19 protein-coding genes and 1 tRNA gene are annotated in these 17,039 nt (G+C 59.7%); 11 read left to right on the top strand and 9 right to left on the bottom strand.

From position 1 onward, the window contains the following. The first annotated feature begins 2 nt into the window (after positions 1-2). Positions 3-845 (top strand): class I SAM-dependent methyltransferase, encoded by an 843-nt coding sequence (locus ABB26_RS03715; RefSeq protein ID WP_057632227.1) that lies wholly within the window; start codon positions 3-5, stop codon positions 843-845. Between the two features lie 183 nt (positions 846-1,028). After that, on the top strand, positions 1,029-1,670 hold the full coding sequence (locus ABB26_RS03710) for a CDGSH iron-sulfur domain-containing protein (RefSeq protein WP_057632226.1): 642 nt from the start codon (positions 1,029-1,031) through the stop codon (positions 1,668-1,670). A gap of 17 nt (positions 1,671-1,687) precedes the next feature. On the opposite strand, the gene ABB26_RS03705 is transcribed toward ABB26_RS03710, so the two are convergent. From ABB26_RS03705 to ABB26_RS03685, 5 genes are all read right to left on the bottom strand, one after another. Further along, positions 1,688-4,093 (bottom strand): membrane-bound PQQ-dependent dehydrogenase, glucose/quinate/shikimate family, encoded by a 2,406-nt coding sequence (locus ABB26_RS03705; RefSeq protein WP_057632225.1) that lies wholly within the window; start codon positions 4,091-4,093, stop codon positions 1,688-1,690. 157 nt (positions 4,094-4,250) lie between these two features. Then, positions 4,251-5,516 (bottom strand): serine hydrolase domain-containing protein, encoded by a 1,266-nt coding sequence (locus ABB26_RS03700; RefSeq protein WP_083490671.1) that lies wholly within the window; start codon positions 5,514-5,516, stop codon positions 4,251-4,253. Positions 5,517-5,634: 118 nt separating this feature from the next. Further along, positions 5,635-5,710, bottom strand: a tRNA-Ile gene (locus tag ABB26_RS03695). 10 nt (positions 5,711-5,720) lie between these two features. Further along, the gene (locus tag ABB26_RS03690; protein ID WP_057632223.1) at positions 5,721-6,884 is read right to left on the bottom strand and encodes a tyrosine-type recombinase/integrase; all 1,164 of its coding nucleotides are present in this window, start codon (positions 6,882-6,884) and stop codon (positions 5,721-5,723) included. After that, positions 6,869-7,345, bottom strand: coding sequence for an Arc family DNA-binding protein (locus tag ABB26_RS03685; RefSeq protein WP_057632222.1), 477 nt, complete (start codon positions 7,343-7,345; stop codon positions 6,869-6,871). Before ABB26_RS03685 ends, ABB26_RS03690 begins: the two co-directional genes overlap by 16 nt. Positions 7,346-7,439: 94 nt before the next feature. Between ABB26_RS03685 and ABB26_RS03680 the strand changes: the two genes are divergently transcribed. The 4 genes from ABB26_RS03680 to ABB26_RS03660 all read left to right on the top strand — a co-directional run bounded on the left by ABB26_RS03680 (position 7,440) and on the right by ABB26_RS03660 (position 9,746). Next, positions 7,440-7,655 carry a helix-turn-helix transcriptional regulator gene (locus ABB26_RS03680; RefSeq protein ID WP_083490670.1) on the top strand — a complete coding sequence of 72 codons (216 nt, stop codon included), beginning with the start codon at positions 7,440-7,442 and terminating at the stop codon, positions 7,653-7,655. A 402-nt stretch (positions 7,656-8,057) separates the two neighbouring features. Then, entirely contained in the window at positions 8,058-8,387 is a 330-nt protein-coding gene (locus ABB26_RS18850) for a hypothetical protein (protein ID WP_152982536.1), read from the top strand. Further along, on the top strand, positions 8,384-8,743 hold the full coding sequence (locus tag ABB26_RS03670) for a hypothetical protein (protein WP_152982535.1): 360 nt from the start codon (positions 8,384-8,386) through the stop codon (positions 8,741-8,743). Before ABB26_RS18850 ends, ABB26_RS03670 begins: the two co-directional genes overlap by 4 nt. A 490-nt stretch (positions 8,744-9,233) precedes the next feature. Next, positions 9,234-9,746 (top strand): eS19 family ribosomal protein, encoded by a 513-nt coding sequence (locus ABB26_RS03660; RefSeq protein WP_057632217.1) that lies wholly within the window; start codon positions 9,234-9,236, stop codon positions 9,744-9,746. Positions 9,747-10,522: 776 nt separating this feature from the next. Here the strand turns inward: ABB26_RS03660 and ABB26_RS19270 are convergent. Continuing rightward, on the bottom strand, positions 10,523-10,762 hold the full coding sequence (locus ABB26_RS19270) for a hypothetical protein (protein WP_057632216.1): 240 nt from the start codon (positions 10,760-10,762) through the stop codon (positions 10,523-10,525). 14 nt (positions 10,763-10,776) lie between these two features. On the opposite strand from ABB26_RS19270, the gene ABB26_RS03650 reads away from it, so the two are divergent. The 5 genes from ABB26_RS03650 to ABB26_RS03630 all read left to right on the top strand — a co-directional run bounded on the left by ABB26_RS03650 (position 10,777) and on the right by ABB26_RS03630 (position 13,802). Continuing rightward, positions 10,777-11,445 carry a HEPN domain-containing protein gene (locus ABB26_RS03650; protein ID WP_152982534.1) on the top strand — a complete coding sequence of 223 codons (669 nt, stop codon included), beginning with the start codon at positions 10,777-10,779 and terminating at the stop codon, positions 11,443-11,445. Positions 11,446-11,485: 40 nt separating this feature from the next. Further along, positions 11,486-12,082 carry a hypothetical protein gene (locus ABB26_RS03645; protein ID WP_152982533.1) on the top strand — a complete coding sequence of 199 codons (597 nt, stop codon included), beginning with the start codon at positions 11,486-11,488 and terminating at the stop codon, positions 12,080-12,082. Positions 12,083-12,222: 140 nt separating this feature from the next. Continuing rightward, positions 12,223-12,363 carry a hypothetical protein gene (locus tag ABB26_RS19240; RefSeq protein WP_169790156.1) on the top strand — a complete coding sequence of 47 codons (141 nt, stop codon included), beginning with the start codon at positions 12,223-12,225 and terminating at the stop codon, positions 12,361-12,363. 561 nt (positions 12,364-12,924) lie between these two features. Further along, positions 12,925-13,338: a hypothetical protein gene (locus tag ABB26_RS03635; RefSeq protein WP_057632212.1), complete on the top strand. Its 414-nt coding sequence runs from the start codon at positions 12,925-12,927 to the stop codon at positions 13,336-13,338. 11 nt (positions 13,339-13,349) lie between these two features. After that, positions 13,350-13,802, top strand: coding sequence for a hypothetical protein (locus ABB26_RS03630; RefSeq protein WP_057632211.1), 453 nt, complete (start codon positions 13,350-13,352; stop codon positions 13,800-13,802). Positions 13,803-14,093: 291 nt separating this feature from the next. Here the strand turns inward: ABB26_RS03630 and ABB26_RS18840 are convergent, their stop codons facing one another. From ABB26_RS18840 to ABB26_RS03620, 3 genes are all read right to left on the bottom strand, one after another. After that, entirely contained in the window at positions 14,094-15,560 is a 1,467-nt protein-coding gene (locus ABB26_RS18840; protein ID WP_152982531.1) for a tetratricopeptide repeat protein, read from the bottom strand. Positions 15,561-15,690: 130 nt separating this feature from the next. Further along, entirely contained in the window at positions 15,691-16,743 is a 1,053-nt protein-coding gene (locus ABB26_RS18535; RefSeq protein WP_083490669.1) for a protein kinase domain-containing protein, read from the bottom strand. Then, complete coding sequence (locus ABB26_RS03620; protein WP_057632209.1) at positions 16,740-17,027, bottom strand: hypothetical protein; 288 nt, start codon at positions 17,025-17,027, stop codon at positions 16,740-16,742. The genes ABB26_RS18535 and ABB26_RS03620 overlap by 4 nt, the downstream gene beginning before the upstream one ends. Positions 17,028-17,039: the final 12 nt, after the last annotated feature.

Raw genomic sequence — 17,039 nt, 5'->3', positions numbered from 1 at the left:
GCATGCCCCACTACACTGGCCCGTTGCTCACCCGCCCCCTGCTCGACCTGCTGCAGGCCGCGTTGAAGAAAGGTGCCAGCCAGGCCAGCGGCTCGTTCGATCTGGGCCGCAGCGAAGACACCGTCACCCTCGACAACGGCGGCTGGCAGTGGCGCGGCCAGCACTATCCGTGGCCGGCAAAGCTCAAGGACCGCACCATCTACTACTGGGATGGTGACGAATTCAGCGCCGCCTCGCGCTTCGGTAACGGCCTGTACAAGCTGGTACCCACCGACTGGGGGGTGCCGACTTTCGAGATCGACGGCATCAAGATGCTGGTCAGTGCACAGCTTTCTCCCATGGACGATGCACGCCGCAAGGTGGCTCTGGTCGAACCGCGCGGCAAACAGGTGCTCGATACCTGCGGCGGCATGGGCTACTTCGCCGCATGCTGTCTGGATGACGGTGTGGCGGGCATCCGCTCGTTCGAGAAGAGCCCGGAAGTTCTGTGGCTGCGCACCATCAACCCGTGGTCGCCAGACCCGCAGGCGGACGACGCAGGCGGTCGGCTGCAGCTGAACCACGGCGATGTCTCCGTGGCGGTCGAGCACATCGCAGACGCCTCGATGGATGCGGTACTGCACGACCCACCGCGTTTTGGCATTGCCGGCGAGTTGTACTCACAAGTGTTCTACGACCACCTCGCACGCGTACTGCGCAAGGGCGGCCGCCTGTTCCACTACACCGGGGCGCCGAACAAACTCACCAGCGGCCGCGATGTTCCGCGCGAAGTCGCCACCCGTCTGCAGAAAGCCGGCTTCAGAACCGAGCTGGCGCTTGACGGCGTGTTCGCCACGCGCCGCTGAACCGCGGCATTCGCCACGCGAGTGAAACAACTGCATCCGGATGTTTCCAGCGTTGCGCCGTAGCGTTTGGCCAGGCTGTTTCGGCCGCCAAGCCCACAACGCATTGCCGTGGCAACGGTGCCTGCGGCAACGGCTGCTTCACATGGGTGGCGCGACACTGAGCATCCGAAACGGAGGCAGCCCATGGCAACCGAAACCGTTCGCGGCACCACCGTCACCATTCATTTCGACGGCGCCCGCTGCATTCATTCACGCAACTGCGTACTCAACCATCCGGATGTGTTCCTTCCCAACGTTGAAGGCGAATGGATCCATCCCGACGCCGTACCCCCGGAGGAAGTGGCGCTGATCGCGCGCAACTGCCCGTCCGGTGCGATCCGCTATGAATACAACGATGGAAGCCACGCCGAGCCGGCGCCGGTGGTGAACCTGGTGCACCTCCGCGAGAACGGCCCACTGGCCTTCAATGCACCGTTGAACATCGCCGGCAGGGACGAGGGCATGCGCGCCACGCTATGCCGTTGCGGCGCATCGGAGAACAAGCCCTTCTGCGATCATCGCCATGTCGATTGCGGCTTCACTGCCACGGGCGAACCCGCAGAGAAACAATCCCAACCACTGGCACAGCGCGATGGTCCGCTGCGGGTGATTCCAACAAGGGACGGCCCTCTCCATGTCATCGGCAATCTGGAGCTGATCAGCGGCACTGGCCGTACCCTCGACCGCGTCAGCGAAACCTGGCTGTGCCGTTGCGGTCACTCCAACAACAAGCCGTTCTGCGATGGCTCGCATCGGAAGACTGGTTTTCATGCCGATGGTGAATGAGACCACCGGCAGCACTGTCATCGCTTCGGCCGCGCCCCTGCATCAGCACCCTTCTCCGGCAGCGCATACGCGATGACGTAATCCCCCACATCCTTGGAATATGCCGAACCGCCCACCGACACCAGAATGTACTGGCGTCCCGTCTTCGGCGACACGTAGCTCATCGGCGTTGCACTGGCGCCCACCGGTAGCGGTGCTTTCCACACTTCGCGCCCATCACGCGCATCGAAGGCACGCAGGTAGTAATCCTGGAAGCCGGCAAAGAACACCAAGCCCGCATCCGTGCTCAACGTTCCGCCGTAGGTCGGCATGCCCATCTTCATCGGCAGGCCCAGCCTGACGCCGGCAGGCCCCAGTTGCTCAGCGGTACCCGCCGGTATCTGCCAGGCAATGCGACGCGTGCGCAGGTCCAATGCGCTGAGCGTGCCGAATGGCGGCTGCACGCAGGGCACACCGAGTCGCGAGAACCAGATCGTCGTGTAAACGCCATACGGCGTGCCGTCCTGCGGCGAAGGACCATGGCCGTCGCTCACCGGCGGATGGGTTTTGGAGAATGCTGCGTACGCCTCACGCGGGATCAACTGGAAGATGCTCGGCACGCGGATATCGTTGAGAAACACGCGCTGGTTCTGTGTATCCACCGACACGCTGCCCCAGTTCATCCCACCAATGTTGCCCGGATGCTGGATCGCCATCTGCGTACCCGGCGGGGTGAAGTCGCCGTCATAGCGCATCTTGCGGAACGCGATGCGGCAAGCCAAATGGTCGAACATCGTCATGCCCCACATGCGCCGTTCGTCCAGCTTCTGCACGCCAATTGATGGCATACCTGCCGAATAGGGTTGCGTGGGTGACAACGTCTCTTCCGGCACCGCGCCATTCTGCGGCACCGGCCTTTCAACAACTTCAGACAGCGGCCTGCCGGTGGCGCGGTCCAGCACGAAAATCTGCCCGCGCTTGGTGGTCTGCAGCACCGCGGCCACGTTGCGGCCCGTTTCATCGGGAAAATCCAGCAACGCTGGTTGCGATGGCAGATTGTAGTCCCATATGTCGTGATGCACGGTCTGGAATTTCCAGCGCGGACGCCCGGTAGTGATATCCAGCGCAACAAGGCTGGAGTTGTACGCCTCCGAACCGGCCGGACGCCCCTGGCCAAAATAGTCGGGGGTGGCATTGCCCAGCGGCGCGTACACCAGGCCCAGCGCATCGTCATACGCCGCTGCCGTCCACATGTTCGGCGTGCCGCGTGTATAAGTCTGCCCTTCCGGTGGCAGCCGCGTGATTTCCGGGTTGCCCAGGTCCCATGCCCACACCAGCTCACCGGTGCGCGCACTGAACGCACGGATCACGCCGGAAGGTTCCTCACGGCGCTGGTTGTCCACCACCCAGCCGCCGATCACCACCACATCGCGCGCCACCAATGGTGCCGATGTCTGGAAATAGAAGCCCTTGTCGATCTGCCCCATTCCCTGCGAAAGCTGCACCGTACCGCCATTACCGAAGCCACCACACGGCTGGCCGGTTCTTGCATCCAGGGCAATCAAGCGCGCATCGGCGGTGGTCTCGATGATGCGTTCGGCACAAGCCTGTACCGGCATGCTGCCGCCGTTGGCCAGGTCGGCTGCATCGGCCGATGCAATCACCATTGCCTCGGCCGGCAGGCGATAGAAACCCAGGCCACGGCAGCGCTGCCAGAACGGCGCGCGCACCACCGGATCATGCTTCCAGCGCAACGCGCCGGTATCCGCATCCAGGGCGCTGACAATGTTGTTGCGCGAACACGAATACACCGTGTCGCCGATCTGCAGCGGCGTGTTCTGGTCCACGCCGGGACCGTTGTCGCCCGTACGGTACATCCACGCCTGGGTCAGCTGCGCGACGTTCTTCAGGTTGATCTGGTCAAACGGCGCATTGCGAAGGCCTTCGGTCGTGCGGCCATAGGCGCTCCACTCCGATGCGGCGTTGTCACCTTTCGGGGGTTGATAAGCGATGTCCTTGCCCGGCTGGATCACGCCGTGCTGATGGAATGCAAACGCGAATCCGGCCATGAACAGCAGCGTGAACATCACCGCTCCCACCTGCCTCAACTTGCCACGCCAGCCCGGCGTTGTCCCCTGCACCGCAGGCGCAACCCACAGAGCCACCGCCGCCAATGCCAGCGGCGCCATCACGCGCGGGAACAGCGCCCAGTAATCCATCCCGCTTTCCCAGAGCGCCCAGACGATGGTCAGCACCGCGACAGCAGCCACGATGCCGGCACCGCCGCGGTCCCGCCACAAACACCACGCGGCCCACAGATACGCCGCACCGGCGAGCAGGTAGTACGGCGAGCCTTTCAGCAACAGCAGCCAGATGCCCCCAGCCAGCAGGCCCACGCCCATCAGGCCCAGTGCAAACGCGAAAAGACGCCGCAACACTGCCATGCCCTGCTCCCTCCCGAAGGAACACCCGTCGCCCGCATTGCCCAGGTCTACCCCATGACCAAGGCAACGGCAGCATTGGGACGATCTTCTCCAAACCGGGAACACGACGGCGTCAACGGATCTTCACCCGCCGATGGCAGCGCCATAGGGCGCGGGGCTAGAGGTCGTAGGAAAGCAGGTCGTATCCGGTCGCCGCACGCACGACGCGTTGATGCACGAACGAACCGCTGCCACCGTTGGTCAGCACCACGATGCCGCGGCGTCGCGGTGCATCGCCGATCGCGAAATTCTTGAAGATGCCGCTGTTGCTGCCCGAGTGGTAGAACATCGGGCCGTCACGGGTCTGCTCCATGTTCCAGCCCAGGCCCTTCTCCGTCCACCGACCGGGCACCTTGATCTGCGGTGTGAGCATGGCCAGCCGCGTGGCTTCGGTGACCTCCCAGGACATCCGCTGTTTGCGCGCCATCATCAGGGCCAGAAAAGTCGCATAGTCCTGCACCGTGGTCCGCAGGCTCGCCGCCGCGTTGGCGAGGATGTCGCCCGGCCACGTCACCAGACCGGGGGGCGCGAGCGCCATCACGTCGGGCAGGGCGCGTTCGGCATCCTCGTATTTCCAGGCGGACAATGGCTTGCCCCAGCGGTCGGCGATCTGCTGGGCGATGCTCCATTGTTCGCGAATCACCTGTCGCGGTTCTTCCGCATCCGTCCGGTCGTGTGCGCGATGGCCATGGACGGAACGCGCAGCGAGCTCAGCATTCCAGGCGTAGCTGCTGTCGCGCATGTTGGCAGGCGCAAACAGATGCGTTTGCATGGCATCGTCCAGACTCTGTCCAGTAAGCGTCTCGACCACCAGCTGCAGCCAGAAGAAGGCCTCACCGGAATAGTCGATGCGGGTGCCCGGCCTGACCATCGGCACCAGTTTCTCCGTGGCTGGTGATGTGCGCCAGCCCGGCAACCCGGTGCTATGACGCAACACATCCCGCGCGGTGATCAACGCTGTCCACGGGTGATCCCCCAGATAGTCAGGACGCCGATACTCCACCAGTGGACGATCCAGATCGATCATCCCCTGGTCCGCCAGCTGCATCACCAGATAGGCGAACACCGGCTTGCTCAGCGATGCATCCTCGAACACCGTGCGCGCATCAACCGGCGTACCGGTCAGCGCATTGGCCATGCCAAAGCCCCGGCTCCATGCGACCTCGCCTGCTTCGACCACCGCAATGCCGATACCGGGAACCGCGAAGGCCTGCATGATCCGCGACAACTCGGCGAGAAACACATCGTCGGGAATCCACGAGCAATCATCGCTGCGCTCACATGAGGCGGCCAACGCATGCGATGGAGGCAACACACCCAGCGCACTGAGCGCAGCGGCATGGGCCATGAAACGACGACGACCTGGAACTGGACGAATCGGCATTCCCGCTGCCTCCCTGATGGAGCGGTCTGCTTGCGTTGGCGTTCCGGCACGCGGGCCAGAACGGGCGCTTCATGCGTTCTGCAGCAGGCACTTTGGCGAAAAGCTAAAGTGCCTCTTCTGGTGGGCCCACCAGGATTCGAACCTGGAACCAAAGGATTATGAGTCCTCTGCTCTAACCGTTGAGCTATAGGCCCGTCAAGCGTTTCAAGCGGATTTCTTGGAGGGCCTGTGTAATTCCCGTGTAACCCTGCTACTGGTAAGCCTGCCCTGGAGGGCATCCATCGCGTCGCGCATTGAAGCCGCGTGAGTGTACCGTTCCGCCATGGCGCGTGTCTTCCATCCACCCATTGCTTGGATCGTTGCAGCGTCCAGGCCAGCGTGTGCCGCGTTGGTAGCAGCCGTGTGCCGCATGGTGTGCGGAGTGACGTGCTTGCTGATACCAGCTCGCTCGACGCATCGGGCAAAGATTGAGTTCATTTGATAAGCCCTGCCCGACTTCGCGCGCTGCGAAGGGAACAGGTAATCATCTGGCGCCATGCCGTCGACCATCTCCCCCAAATAGGCAGCCAGTATCTGCGGCATGGGCTGTTCGCGGCGGCCCGCTTTATCGTGGCCGATCCACAAGATGCGCCTGGTCACGTCCACGTCCCTAGCACGCAGGTTTAGAGCAGCAGTGTGTCTGAGCCCGGTGTAGAGCGTGACCATGATGAAAGGATGGGCCAACAGAGACTGATCGTCCTCAGCGGCCCGCAGAAGCCTCTGTGACTCTTCCGGCGTCAGGTACACCAGCTTCCCCTGCGGCTCCTTCTGACGTGCCAGCAGCGGCGCTGTGTTGAGCATCTTGCGCCGCCGCATGGTGTTGAGCAGATGCAGGAGCGCGGAACGCTCGCGGTTGATGGTGCTGGCCGCCGCGCCCTCTTTCTTCCTGGCATCGACGTAACCCAGCCAATCGTCATCCGTCAGCTTGGCGATCGAGCGGCGGCCCAGGTGCGGCTTGATGTGCTCGCGGAATCGCATTTCCTTGGTGGCCACGTCCCTGCCGTCATGCGTTCGCAGATACGCCAAGTAGTCGTCGGCCGCCTGGGTAACAGTCAGCGCCGCTGTTTGCCTGCTGCCCTGTACACCGTGGGCAGCGGTGCGCTTACTCGCCTTGAGGGTGGCAATGACATCCTCGGCCTGAGTGCGGGTGTACCCCTCGGACTCCAGGCCGACCACCTGATGGTGTCGCCGCCGGTTCACCATAACGTTGATGGACCAGCGCCCATCGCCATTACTCAGTCGGGTATAGATGATCCCGTGCTCACTGATCGACTCGCCCGCCTTCAGCGCGCGCTGAGCCGAGCGAGTGAACTTTAAGAAAGCCGCCATGCCGCGGATTTCGCTTCACGAATCTTGTTCAGTTTTGCTTGGAGGCCATCGGCGATGACTGAAATATCTTCATTGACCCGAGCAAGGTACCGCTTGGAATGCTGAATATTGTCCTCCAGCACAGAGATCTCCTCCGCGACAGATTTCATCCCACGCAACAGGAGATCAGTGGCACCTTCCTTCATTGCGTCGTCCGGAGGGACGGAAGCGTATTGCTCAAACTCTATGCGCAGCTTGTCCAGTTGCTCCTGGCACTCACGTATGTCGTCTTCCAACATCTGACGGTCAGACATCCGCGCATACAAAAGCGATGCCTCTAGGACAGATTGAAAGCTGGCTTCAAGCCGCAACACAACTTCAGCGGTAAAGCTTCGACCTGCCTCTTCAGCTGCAGCACTAACCTTGCGTTTCAGCTCACTCGGGAGCCGAACGTTTGTTTGCTGATCGTCTTTCTTAGCCATACCCGAAGATATCACGTAGCAAAAGTGCTTGCATTACCTCAAACGGACATATAACTTTCGCTATGTAGCACTTTTGCTATGAGAGGAAAGAGAAATGACCGTCGAGCGAACGAATGACCGAATGAGCGGCCCACAGGCCGCAGCCCACCTGGGCCTAAGCAAGAGCACGCTGGAAAAAATGAGGATGGAAGGCCGTGGCCCTCGCTATCTCAAGCTGGGCGGGCGCTGTTTCTACCGCCGATCAGACCTCGACGCCTATCTGGAGGCGGCAATCGTTGAGACGACCGACAGCCGTGCATTGGCCGGCTGAAAAGAAAACGGCCCGGGAGCGCCAACTCCCGAGCCGTCGAAGCCCTGTCCGTACCCTTGCAAGGAACGACCTGACCATGGATCACATCGTACACCACGCCAGCCCCGGCGCCATCGGGCAACCCTTCCCTGCAGTGTCAGGGAACACCTACGCCAGCCGGCCGACGCGCCACGACCCGCAGGCCTGCGACTGCTGCAACCAGCCTGCCGGGTACTTCGACCTGTCCCGTACCACCTCCCGCTTCGAATTCGGGGAGCTCCCCTCCTACGTCTGCTACGCCTGTGCGTCCAACTATCCTGACGGTGAGCCGCGAGAGTTGCGGATTCGCTGGATCGTTACGCGCGCTGGCCGGTTTGGTCAGCAATGGCAAGACGCGGTAAGAGCACAACTGGGGTGGCCAGCATGAGCACACCAATTCAAGATCCCAAACCCTACCGCCGTTGGCCAGACAGCCAATGGGATGACCTGGTGGGCATCAACCCGCACGTGAGCGCCCGTCTGGCAAGGGTAGATCGCGCGCTGCATGGCATGGGCGCGATTCAAGAACTCTTGGCTATGAGCTTCGACGCTAGCCAAGCAGAGGACGATGACCGGTCACCCGACACGCTGCGCCTCAGCCCGAGCCTGCAGGAAGGTTTGAACGCTGCAGCAATCACTTTGTTCTACACCGCGGCGGATGCCATGACGGCACTGCGCGACAACGACCACAACTGTTGGGGGACGTCTGCATGAGCACCCAACCCCACCCGCAGATCCAAAGCTACCCCTCCCCAGTGCTCATGCCGCCACCGAACGGCCAGGCCTACGTGCTTGTCCGCGACAATCTCAACGCGCCGACCTTCGAGATAGGAGACGTGCTGCAGGTAGATCTCAGCGTGGTGCGCTGCCGTTGGGATGGCGTCTATGTGATTGAGCTCAACGGCCGCCAGATCGTGCGCCGCGTCCAAGTGAGGCCCGGCAAGAACGGGCGCCCATCCTTCTACGTGTTCACCACCAGCAACCGTGATTTGGGCTTCTTCGTTGAGTTAGACGACCTGATTGTCTTAGGCGAGGTCAAAACCGTCTGCTGCGTTAGGAGCGTGTCATGAGCACGCGCGGCGCTATCTACTCCACCGCTATTGCCGGCGTTGAAAGCCACACAGAGGTGATATTTCGCTTCGCGGCATGGGCACAGTCCCGAAAAGTGCTGCCGAGCATTAGCGAGATCGTGAACCACTGGGGCATGTCACGGGCGTCGGCCTGCAGGTATCGGAAAGCGTTCCTCAATGCGGGCCTTACCGCTAAGGGGGGCCAATGAGCGCGCGGCCACGTACTCCCCGACCCGAGCCCATCGCCTGCGACTGCTGCGGCAAGCAACTGCAGCCGGTCTACGGCTCCTTCCATCGCGTAGAGCGAGAGTTTGGTTGGTGCTCTCTGCCCTACGTGCTGTGCGGCTCCTGCGCCCTGCAGCATCGCAGGGGAGCGACCGAGGCCAAGGTGCGGGAATGGGTACTCACCCGAGCTTCGCGCGTTGGGCAGACTTGGCGCACTGCGGTGGCTCAGATCGTTGACGGGGCGTGACGCCTTGGAGCACTGACGATGGCAGATAACTACCGCAAGCAGATCCCAGAGCGGAACCGCCACAAGCACACGGGGCGGCGCTCCAGCGATACGTTCGTTCGCCTGCCCCATCCCATGATCCAGTCGCCCGCCTTCTTCGCCCTGAGCGGCGCGGCAATGAAGATGCTCCTGTTCCTCGCTGCTCAGTACAACGGGCGCAACAACGGCGATCTATCCGCCACCAAAACCATGCTGGAAAAGGCCGGGGTATGCGCAGGCAGCAAAGCCAGGGAACTACTGACGCAGTTAGAGCAAGCAGGGTTCGTTGTGCAGACACGCCACGGCATCAAGAAGCAGTGCCACCTGTACGCGATTACCTGGTGCGGGATCGATACATGCCCGGGCAAGAACTTGGAAATAGCCCCGGGCCCGCCTCGCAACGATTGGAGAAAAACACATATTCAACACCCCTCAGGGGTGCAAACAGAAACGCAACCTCAACACCCCTCTGGGGCCCACCTAACACCCCTCAGGGGTGCAAAAGCAGCATGAGGAAAGCGATAAACACCCCTCAGGGGTACATAAGCACCCAAATCGGTGGTTTTAAACACCCCTCAGGGGTTCCCTTTATATATATCTACCAAGCGGGAGCGCAGCGGACGCTTGGGCCGTTGCTTTGCTCCACCGCTTCCAAGCTCTACTGCACCACCAGCACCACACGCCCAACAGCAAAGGCTGGCACTGCCCAAACCTGCTACTGGCACCCTTGGGCACACGCACTGGTTGCCAGGTGCAAACCGCGCGCTGCCGTCTCGGTGGAAGGCATGCGCGAGGAAACCGACAACCGACCCGTTTGCGGATCAGTTCCGCTTTCGGGACTGGTTGATGCACGCCAGCACTTCTGGACGGCGGACCACGCGAAGGGCGATGCGCACGCGCGCTGCATGGTGTGCCAGTGGAGGAACGGGTGAACGCACCGCATCGTGAGCCCACAAAGGTCGCTGGTATCCCGACGTCGATCGATGAGGTGCGGCGCAACCTGGAAGCAGGCGGCCACTACGTCACCCTCGATGGTCGGGTAACAGAGCAGACCGCGGCGACACTGATCCCCTGCCCCGTGAGTCGTCTAAGACGCTGGAGACTGGAGGGAAAAGGACCGAGGTTCTTCCAGCCAGCAAAAACACCTTGGTACTACTTGGGTGATGTTCTGGCGTGGATCGAATCAGGCGAGAGCTTCACGTAAAAACCAACGGATCTGTCTGCACTTCCGCTCTTCGTAACGCTCATCACCCAGTGGTTGGGTATGAAGGCCGCCGTCGACATGGATCTTAATCAGTCACCGCACCAAAAGCATCCTGCTGGCACCGCCGCCTGCCGCTGCATTCCTGGAAAGCCCCCCCGGCTTTCGCCTGCCCAAACTCACCAATCGCGCGAGAGTTGTTGGTCAGACCAAGGACACCTAAGATGAATACGTAAAGGGTCGGCCAACCGATCACGCCGTCAAATCGTAGAGTGGCGTAAGACAGCGTCGCGGGGTTGTCCACAAGGAAGTCAAACTGTTCCAACACGAGAAGACGGCTCCATGAAAAATCCCAAAAAGCACTGGACAGATCAGCATTCGGCAGCACTTGCGCATGTGAAAAGCGGCTTGGCAGTAATCGACAATGTTACTGGCTACGTAAAAGCTGGTGCGGGGAAGCCATCTACAAAAGAAAGAGCGCTTTTTGCTGCAGCGATAGTGTTCGCGTACGGCGTTTGGGAGAACTATGTCGAACAGCTCGCAATTGAGCTGTGCAAACAACTTTCGAACGAAATCCTAGCAGACCTAGTACCGTCGGAAGTTCGTAAGATCCTCGAAAAGAAGAACGCGTGGGAGCTCACCATCTCACCAGGCTGGCGAAATCTCTGGTGCGACCTTGTCAACGAGAAAGCAGTGGGAGGAGATAGCGATAAGTTCGGAATGAACACCGCACGAGCTGGCTCTGTTCGCTACCTTCTTTCCTTAGCCGGCGTGCAAGATCCTTTTCAAGGTATTGACGACAACATCGTGCCCGCGCACTTGGACCCGAAGTTGTACAAGGTGACATCTGCTCTAGATGAACTGGTTACGTTACGCGGAGAGATCGTTCATACAGGAAAGGTCCCGGACTCCCTTTCCAAAGGGCATGTATCGAACTGGCGCAACTATGTAGAGAAGCTCATCTCTGAAGTCGATAGTGCTTCCCTCAAACAGTGCAAAGCGCTTCTCTGAGCAACCTGCGCCCCAAACAGTCGATTTCGAAGACCCACCCATGTCTCAATCCTTGCATACATCGAAAACAATGACCTCTACACATTTGAACCCCACAACAGTTGCCGCCCGCGTGATTGCACTGCACGGAGGCAGAGAGGCGTATCTGGCCCACTCATCCGCCCAGATAGACGAGTTAAATACGAAGTGGAATCAGAATGCGGCCCTGATGGGCCTCATACTGCGATCACATTTGTTCGTCGAGTACTATCTAGAAAACTATCTACTTTCTCGCAACCCGAATATTGGGAGCCTGGAAAATGCGAGGCTGACATTCGCCCAGAAGGCCGAACTGATGGGCGTCGGTGACGATAGGATTTCTTACCTCGTCCCAGGCATTAGGCGTTTAAATAAGATCCGCAACCGATTGGCACATACGCTGAGCGCGAGCGTTACGGAGGACGATCGAGATACCTTCCTAGCAATAGGCCTGTTCCGATCACTCCGTGAAGCACTTGCAGCCCCTAAATCACCAAGCCTGGCGCCCATTGATGTGCTTGAAGCATTCGCACAGCATGCGGGCATGGCGCTTCAGGCTGCCTCCGATCCTTCCGCCGGATACTGGATTACTGCAATGAGTTCGGAACAACAAGATTGATTCGTCTTTGTCCTGCGCAGCTTCAGACACAATCTACTGCCACAGAACTGGCTTGAACCATTTTCTATGGCTACCGCGGCCGAACGCTACGTCGAGGATCTTTCGCGCGGCCAACCCGGTGGTTGCTTCACATCGAACCAGTGACGACAGCATTTCGTCAGTTCGGTAACGATGCCAGGGCCAAGATCAAGATCGCTGCGGCCATGTACCCGTTCCGGTTCTTCGCTGTGATGGTGAAGCCCAAGCGCAATGGTGGTGGCTGGGATGTGGAAGAGTTCTGATGGGCGCAACGAGTCGCTGGGCGGAGATGCGTTCGTCCACCGAACGGATGCGGTCGTCGATTGCACCGTGGAACACCGGCGGGGCCCCTGAGGTTATTCACTGCTACCGGGGGGAATTCGGACCCCGGTAATTGCCAGTTTTTCGGCCCTTAGGGATGCTCCACCACAGGTACCCCGAAAATGCGGTTTTCCCCGAGAGAAACGCACATTTCGGCTTGTACACGTTGTACATGGCCGCCCATTCAGGAGGGCTATCGATGCACAAGACGTCCTCCCGCGATTCGCTCCCAGCAAGTGCGCGTTCCGGCGCATTCCGGCTCGGCCAAATAGCCGGGCACGACGTCCAATAGACGGGCCCTCTGAGCCATCCCGTCATGCCTGTAATCGAGCTCGAACTTCCCCAGGTCATCTGCGACGCCCTCCAGGACGCCGCCGCAGCCGCAGGCGTGCCCCCTGCCGAGCTCCTGGCAGATGCCTTGCGCACCCTGCCGGCATTCCAGCGCGCCTTGGCGGACAGGCCCGAGTGGCTTCCAGCCTTCGCCCTCAAATCCGGAGCACCCCGTGAGTGATCAATCCCCGCCCGTCCCCCCTTCCCTACTCAAACTGGAGCGCCTGCGGATTCGCAGCGATCTCCATTTCGCCGCCAAGCGCGCGCTGAGCGAGCGTCGCAAAGAGCTCAACGACCAGCGCAAGTACATCCGCCAGGAAATGGTGACCGCCGCAGAGAGCTTTAGTGGAAGCCAGCCCACGGTGGGCATCGGGAGGCCCACAAGCCTGGGCGGTAAAACCCTGGACGGCCAACGGCGCGAGACGTTGGCCAAGTTGCAACGCTGGATGGCGGCGATCGATGCGGTGGACGCCGTCGTGGCAGCAGCCTATGACGAACTCAGCGCCTCATCCGGTGACGCTGGCGCCTACCAGGCAGCCGCAGAGCATCTCCAGCAAACCGTGGCCGATTGGGGCCTTAGCCAGTAAGGGGAACGACCATGACCGACTATTTGCCCAAGGTGGCGCGCGTCCGCGCCCAGATCGAAAAGCTGGCTGACGAGATCCGCGACCTGAGCGACGGCATGCCGCCGAAAGAAGACGCGCTGGCCGCCATCGACACTCACATCGAGCGCCAGGCCAACAGCGTCAAGATTCGGCCAAGCGCCTTCACTGGCGACGCCGGCCCTGCCGTATCGGCTTATCCCGAGAGTGCCCACGCTTACGCGTGCAAGTTCTTCCCCGACGCCATCCGTGATCGCCTGCGCGCCGAAGTTGAAGCCCTCTACCGGGGCGAGGTGACCATCACAGACGACCGCAAGCAGGAGCGCCTGGAGGCGCAACAGTTGGAGCTGGAGCGCCAGGAAGAGGTACTGATCAGGGGGGCCGCCGCGGACGGTAAGAACATCCCCCGCCGCAGCGATGCCAACCCCGCGATCACGCTGGCTGACTGATTCGCCAGGAGGGACCAGCAGGCGGTGTCCCCAACAACACCTGCAGCCCGGGCCGGCAGCCAGATCCAGATACCTCATGCCGGTGACCGGGCCCGTGCCGCCGTAGATCTATTGCACGCGCTCAGCGCGATGCTCTCCAAGCTCGGGGCCACGCCCACGGATGAATCAAGAGTTGACCATCCGGATCACAATGAAGATCCGGATGACAAGTTCTTTAATTAGCCGTCAATAACTCCATGATCGCCCTTCCATACCTTAGGTTGCGGCCACTGCACTATCCATCCAGCTAGCCTAATCCGCCAAGAGCGGCAGGACATTACTTTCGAATGCCAAGGCCTTACGTGCAGCAGCATCAGGCAGGCGGAAGGATGCGCGGATAGTGTCCAAGGCAGACGGCATTGCCATGTCCGGTGCTGGCCATAGCGGTTGTATCTGCGTTCGTCCCATTTCACGATCCACGGCAGATATCAGTGCAAAAAGATCGCTTTCCTGCTGATCAAGTGGAAGACGGCTAATACGATCTTTAAGAAAAGCGAGGTCGGAAACCACATTGGGGTCACCTAAGCGTCCGCGTTCTCGTGACCAGTAGAGACATGCCCGATAGCAGGAAAGCATGTCTCCGATCGAAGAGAACCAAGCAATAGCCTTGGTGTAGCATTCTTCGCCAAATTGCTCGAGCCCCATCCTATATCCAAGAAGCCCTAATGTCGCGAGATGAGAAGGTTCTTGGCGCCCACCTCTGTTGGAATTCTTGACATCGTCAAGCGCTCCAGGCAAGTCACCAAGATACGCTCTGGCAACAGCTCGGTTATTGTGGAGCGATGAATGATGCGGCGAAGACTGAAGTCCAAGTGTTGCGATTCTTTCAGCACCACCTGCTAACGAATCGTCGAAAGACAGAAAAGACCCTAATAGAGCGGGCTTCACATCAAAGGGTTCGTCATGCAGCCACGCAAATGCAGCAGATAGAGATAACTCGAACCTTCCCTCCGCATAGTAAGCGCGCGCGTTAGCCTCGAAATCCCCCTGAGAGAGCTCAAACTGCGCAGGAACAACGATTCTTTTGTCAGACTGAGAGAGATAAACGGCTTGGGCAAGACTGTTTCCAGTTGGATCTACTAGCGCCTGAACCATCAACTGCTTGGCTTTCTTATGCCGCCCCGATTCATGCTCCAGCGTCCCGACTGCGGCAGCCAACTCCGAGTAGTGCCTCGGTCCAGAGCGTTTTGTATCAAGCATCGACTTTGCCAACTTTACGAATGGCGACGGCCTCTCAGCCATATCGGCACTGGCAATCTCCGCCGCGAGCAACCAAGGATCGCGCGATGTTCGCGGCGACTTTCTTAGTAACCAAAGTGCTCTATCAAGCCCGTCTTCAGAACGACTGTAAAAGCGCGCCGCAGAGCGAAGGACGTAGCGATTATTAGGTGCAAGTTGAACGGCACAACTCATTGCATCGCTTGCCTTCGCTTGGTTCCCAGATGCCAGGTGGTGCCTAGCAAGCTCCGTCCAAGCGAGCGGTTGATTGGGGGAGAAAGACACACGTGCGCGCAGCATGCGAATCGCCACCATTCGATCTATGCCGGGCTGCCGTACAGGATCAAAATCCGATGGACCAAGCGTTGAACGAGCAGATTTGCTAACGATCTCCTGGTCATCAGAGCTCAACTCTTTTCCCAAAATGAACGCAGCCTCTTCCAGCTCCGTCGCTGCCTGAGTGCTAGGTGCATTTTCATATTGCGCGCGAAGTCGCTCCAACCAACCTTCTCGGTGGGAGAAGGGAGCCTTTCTTACGCTCGCTGTTCCCTGCATTTCTTCTACGGCTTCTGACGGCGGCCGCCACCGCGGGAGTACATGCCTGTCGGAAAGGACTCTCTCAGGAGCCGCTTCATCTGCCATTTCGCTCTATCCTTGAACACTTCTTAGCCAATCGATCGAGAGCGCTGATATAGCGCTCTAGCCCGTAACGGGCACCATTGCCTTCCATATTGCGGCGATGCCCGCGCTGCTCTGGATCGGGATGACACATCTCCAGAACTATAGTTATGAGTTCTTCCGCAACTTCCCGAGGTACGTGCTGCTGAAGAAAGGCCGGGACCATGAGGTGATGCAGCTCGATCCAGACTGGCAGAACCAGCTCATAAGCTCCGGTGAACTCCGTATGCCGCAGCTCCCGCGGCAACTTATGCGCCAAAACGTAGGTAAGCGAGTGACCAACGAAGCTCGTAAACACTAAATTCCCGAGCAGATACATATCGCAGCCGATACGACGCTTGTGCCAAGTACCAGACTCTCCATAAAGAAGCTCTGGTGGAGCAAAGTTGGGCTGACCACAGAAGCTGTACTCATCATGAGGCGCTGGCGGCAATGCCGCACATGAGCTACTACCTAAGTCCGTTACTTTGACCGACTCATTGTCGAAAGCTACTGCATTGCTCGGCTTAATATCTTGGTGTGCAACGCCGATGCTATGGAGCTGAGCCAAACCAGCTGCAACATGTCGGAGTGCCGAAAGGCGCTGAGATGCAGGCACCTCCCTGTCCCCGGGTGGATAAGCATCTCTTAGAGAACGAGGGGCATACTCACAAACAATGAAATGAATGAGCTCTCCAGCAACGTCACAAGTGCCCGAATCGTAGATGCGCGTCACACGCCCTAGGCGCTTATCCAAGCAGAGTTCATGCACTCGCTTTTCGTGATTGAACTCCCGCGCCATATCTTCAAGCTTCTGAATGTCACCCTTTCTTTCAAGTGCTTTGAAGTCGAAGGCTTTCACAAATGCTACGTGGCCCGTAGCGTCCACTGCCCTGTAGCAAACCGATCGTGCCTCGCTAGAAGGCCCTTCATCGCGCATCACCTTGTCAGCGACGACCCAGCGATCTAGTAAAACTTTTCCTTCAAGGGCATCCGCAGCACCCGCCACCACCGTCACCACCGTCACGACTGAGAGTCTCGAAAGTAGTAACCGAGGACGAGGGTGATAAGGGGTGGCCCAAATGCGCGTACGAAATCGAAAAAGGCTTGCGCTTGGACTTGCCGGTTATCAGGGATGAACATCAAGGATGCCCAGGAGAGCACTAATAGAATCGCCACTCCCGCAAGGACAAGGTACGCCATAGTTAAGCGAGCCTTGTCCGACGGCGAAATATCCACAACTCCACCAACTTCGTTGGCAGTGTCATCAATGCTTACAACCTCTTCATCCTGAAGGGGCGGATTTGCCATGGCTCGTCTCCT

This window comes from Stenotrophomonas humi, assembly GCF_001431415.1.
Classification (GTDB): Bacteria; Pseudomonadota; Gammaproteobacteria; order Xanthomonadales; family Xanthomonadaceae; genus Stenotrophomonas; species Stenotrophomonas humi.
Note: the sequence above shows the minus strand (reverse complement) of the source record. Positions and strands in the feature narration are given on the sequence as shown.

Coding starts and splice junctions, on each gene's coding strand:
- ABB26_RS03715 (WP_057632227.1), top strand. CDS start 3: ATGCCCCACTACACTGGCCCGTTGCTCACCCGCCCCCTGCTCGACCTG.
- ABB26_RS03710 (WP_057632226.1), top strand. CDS start 1,029: ATGGCAACCGAAACCGTTCGCGGCACCACCGTCACCATTCATTTCGAC.
- ABB26_RS03705 (WP_057632225.1), bottom strand. CDS start 4,093: ATGGCAGTGTTGCGGCGTCTTTTCGCGTTTGCACTGGGCCTGATGGGC.
- ABB26_RS03700 (WP_083490671.1), bottom strand. CDS start 5,516: ATGCCGATTCGTCCAGTTCCAGGTCGTCGTCGTTTCATGGCCCATGCC.
- ABB26_RS03690 (WP_057632223.1), bottom strand. CDS start 6,884: ATGGCGGCTTTCTTAAAGTTCACTCGCTCGGCTCAGCGCGCGCTGAAG.
- ABB26_RS03685 (WP_057632222.1), bottom strand. CDS start 7,345: ATGGCTAAGAAAGACGATCAGCAAACAAACGTTCGGCTCCCGAGTGAG.
- ABB26_RS03680 (WP_083490670.1), top strand. CDS start 7,440: ATGACCGTCGAGCGAACGAATGACCGAATGAGCGGCCCACAGGCCGCA.
- ABB26_RS18850 (WP_152982536.1), top strand. CDS start 8,058: ATGAGCACACCAATTCAAGATCCCAAACCCTACCGCCGTTGGCCAGAC.
- ABB26_RS03670 (WP_152982535.1), top strand. CDS start 8,384: ATGAGCACCCAACCCCACCCGCAGATCCAAAGCTACCCCTCCCCAGTG.
- ABB26_RS03660 (WP_057632217.1), top strand. CDS start 9,234: ATGGCAGATAACTACCGCAAGCAGATCCCAGAGCGGAACCGCCACAAG.
- ABB26_RS03650 (WP_152982534.1), top strand. CDS start 10,777: ATGAAAAATCCCAAAAAGCACTGGACAGATCAGCATTCGGCAGCACTT.
- ABB26_RS03645 (WP_152982533.1), top strand. CDS start 11,486: ATGTCTCAATCCTTGCATACATCGAAAACAATGACCTCTACACATTTG.
- ABB26_RS03630 (WP_057632211.1), top strand. CDS start 13,350: ATGACCGACTATTTGCCCAAGGTGGCGCGCGTCCGCGCCCAGATCGAA.
- ABB26_RS03620 (WP_057632209.1), bottom strand. CDS start 17,027: ATGGCAAATCCGCCCCTTCAGGATGAAGAGGTTGTAAGCATTGATGAC.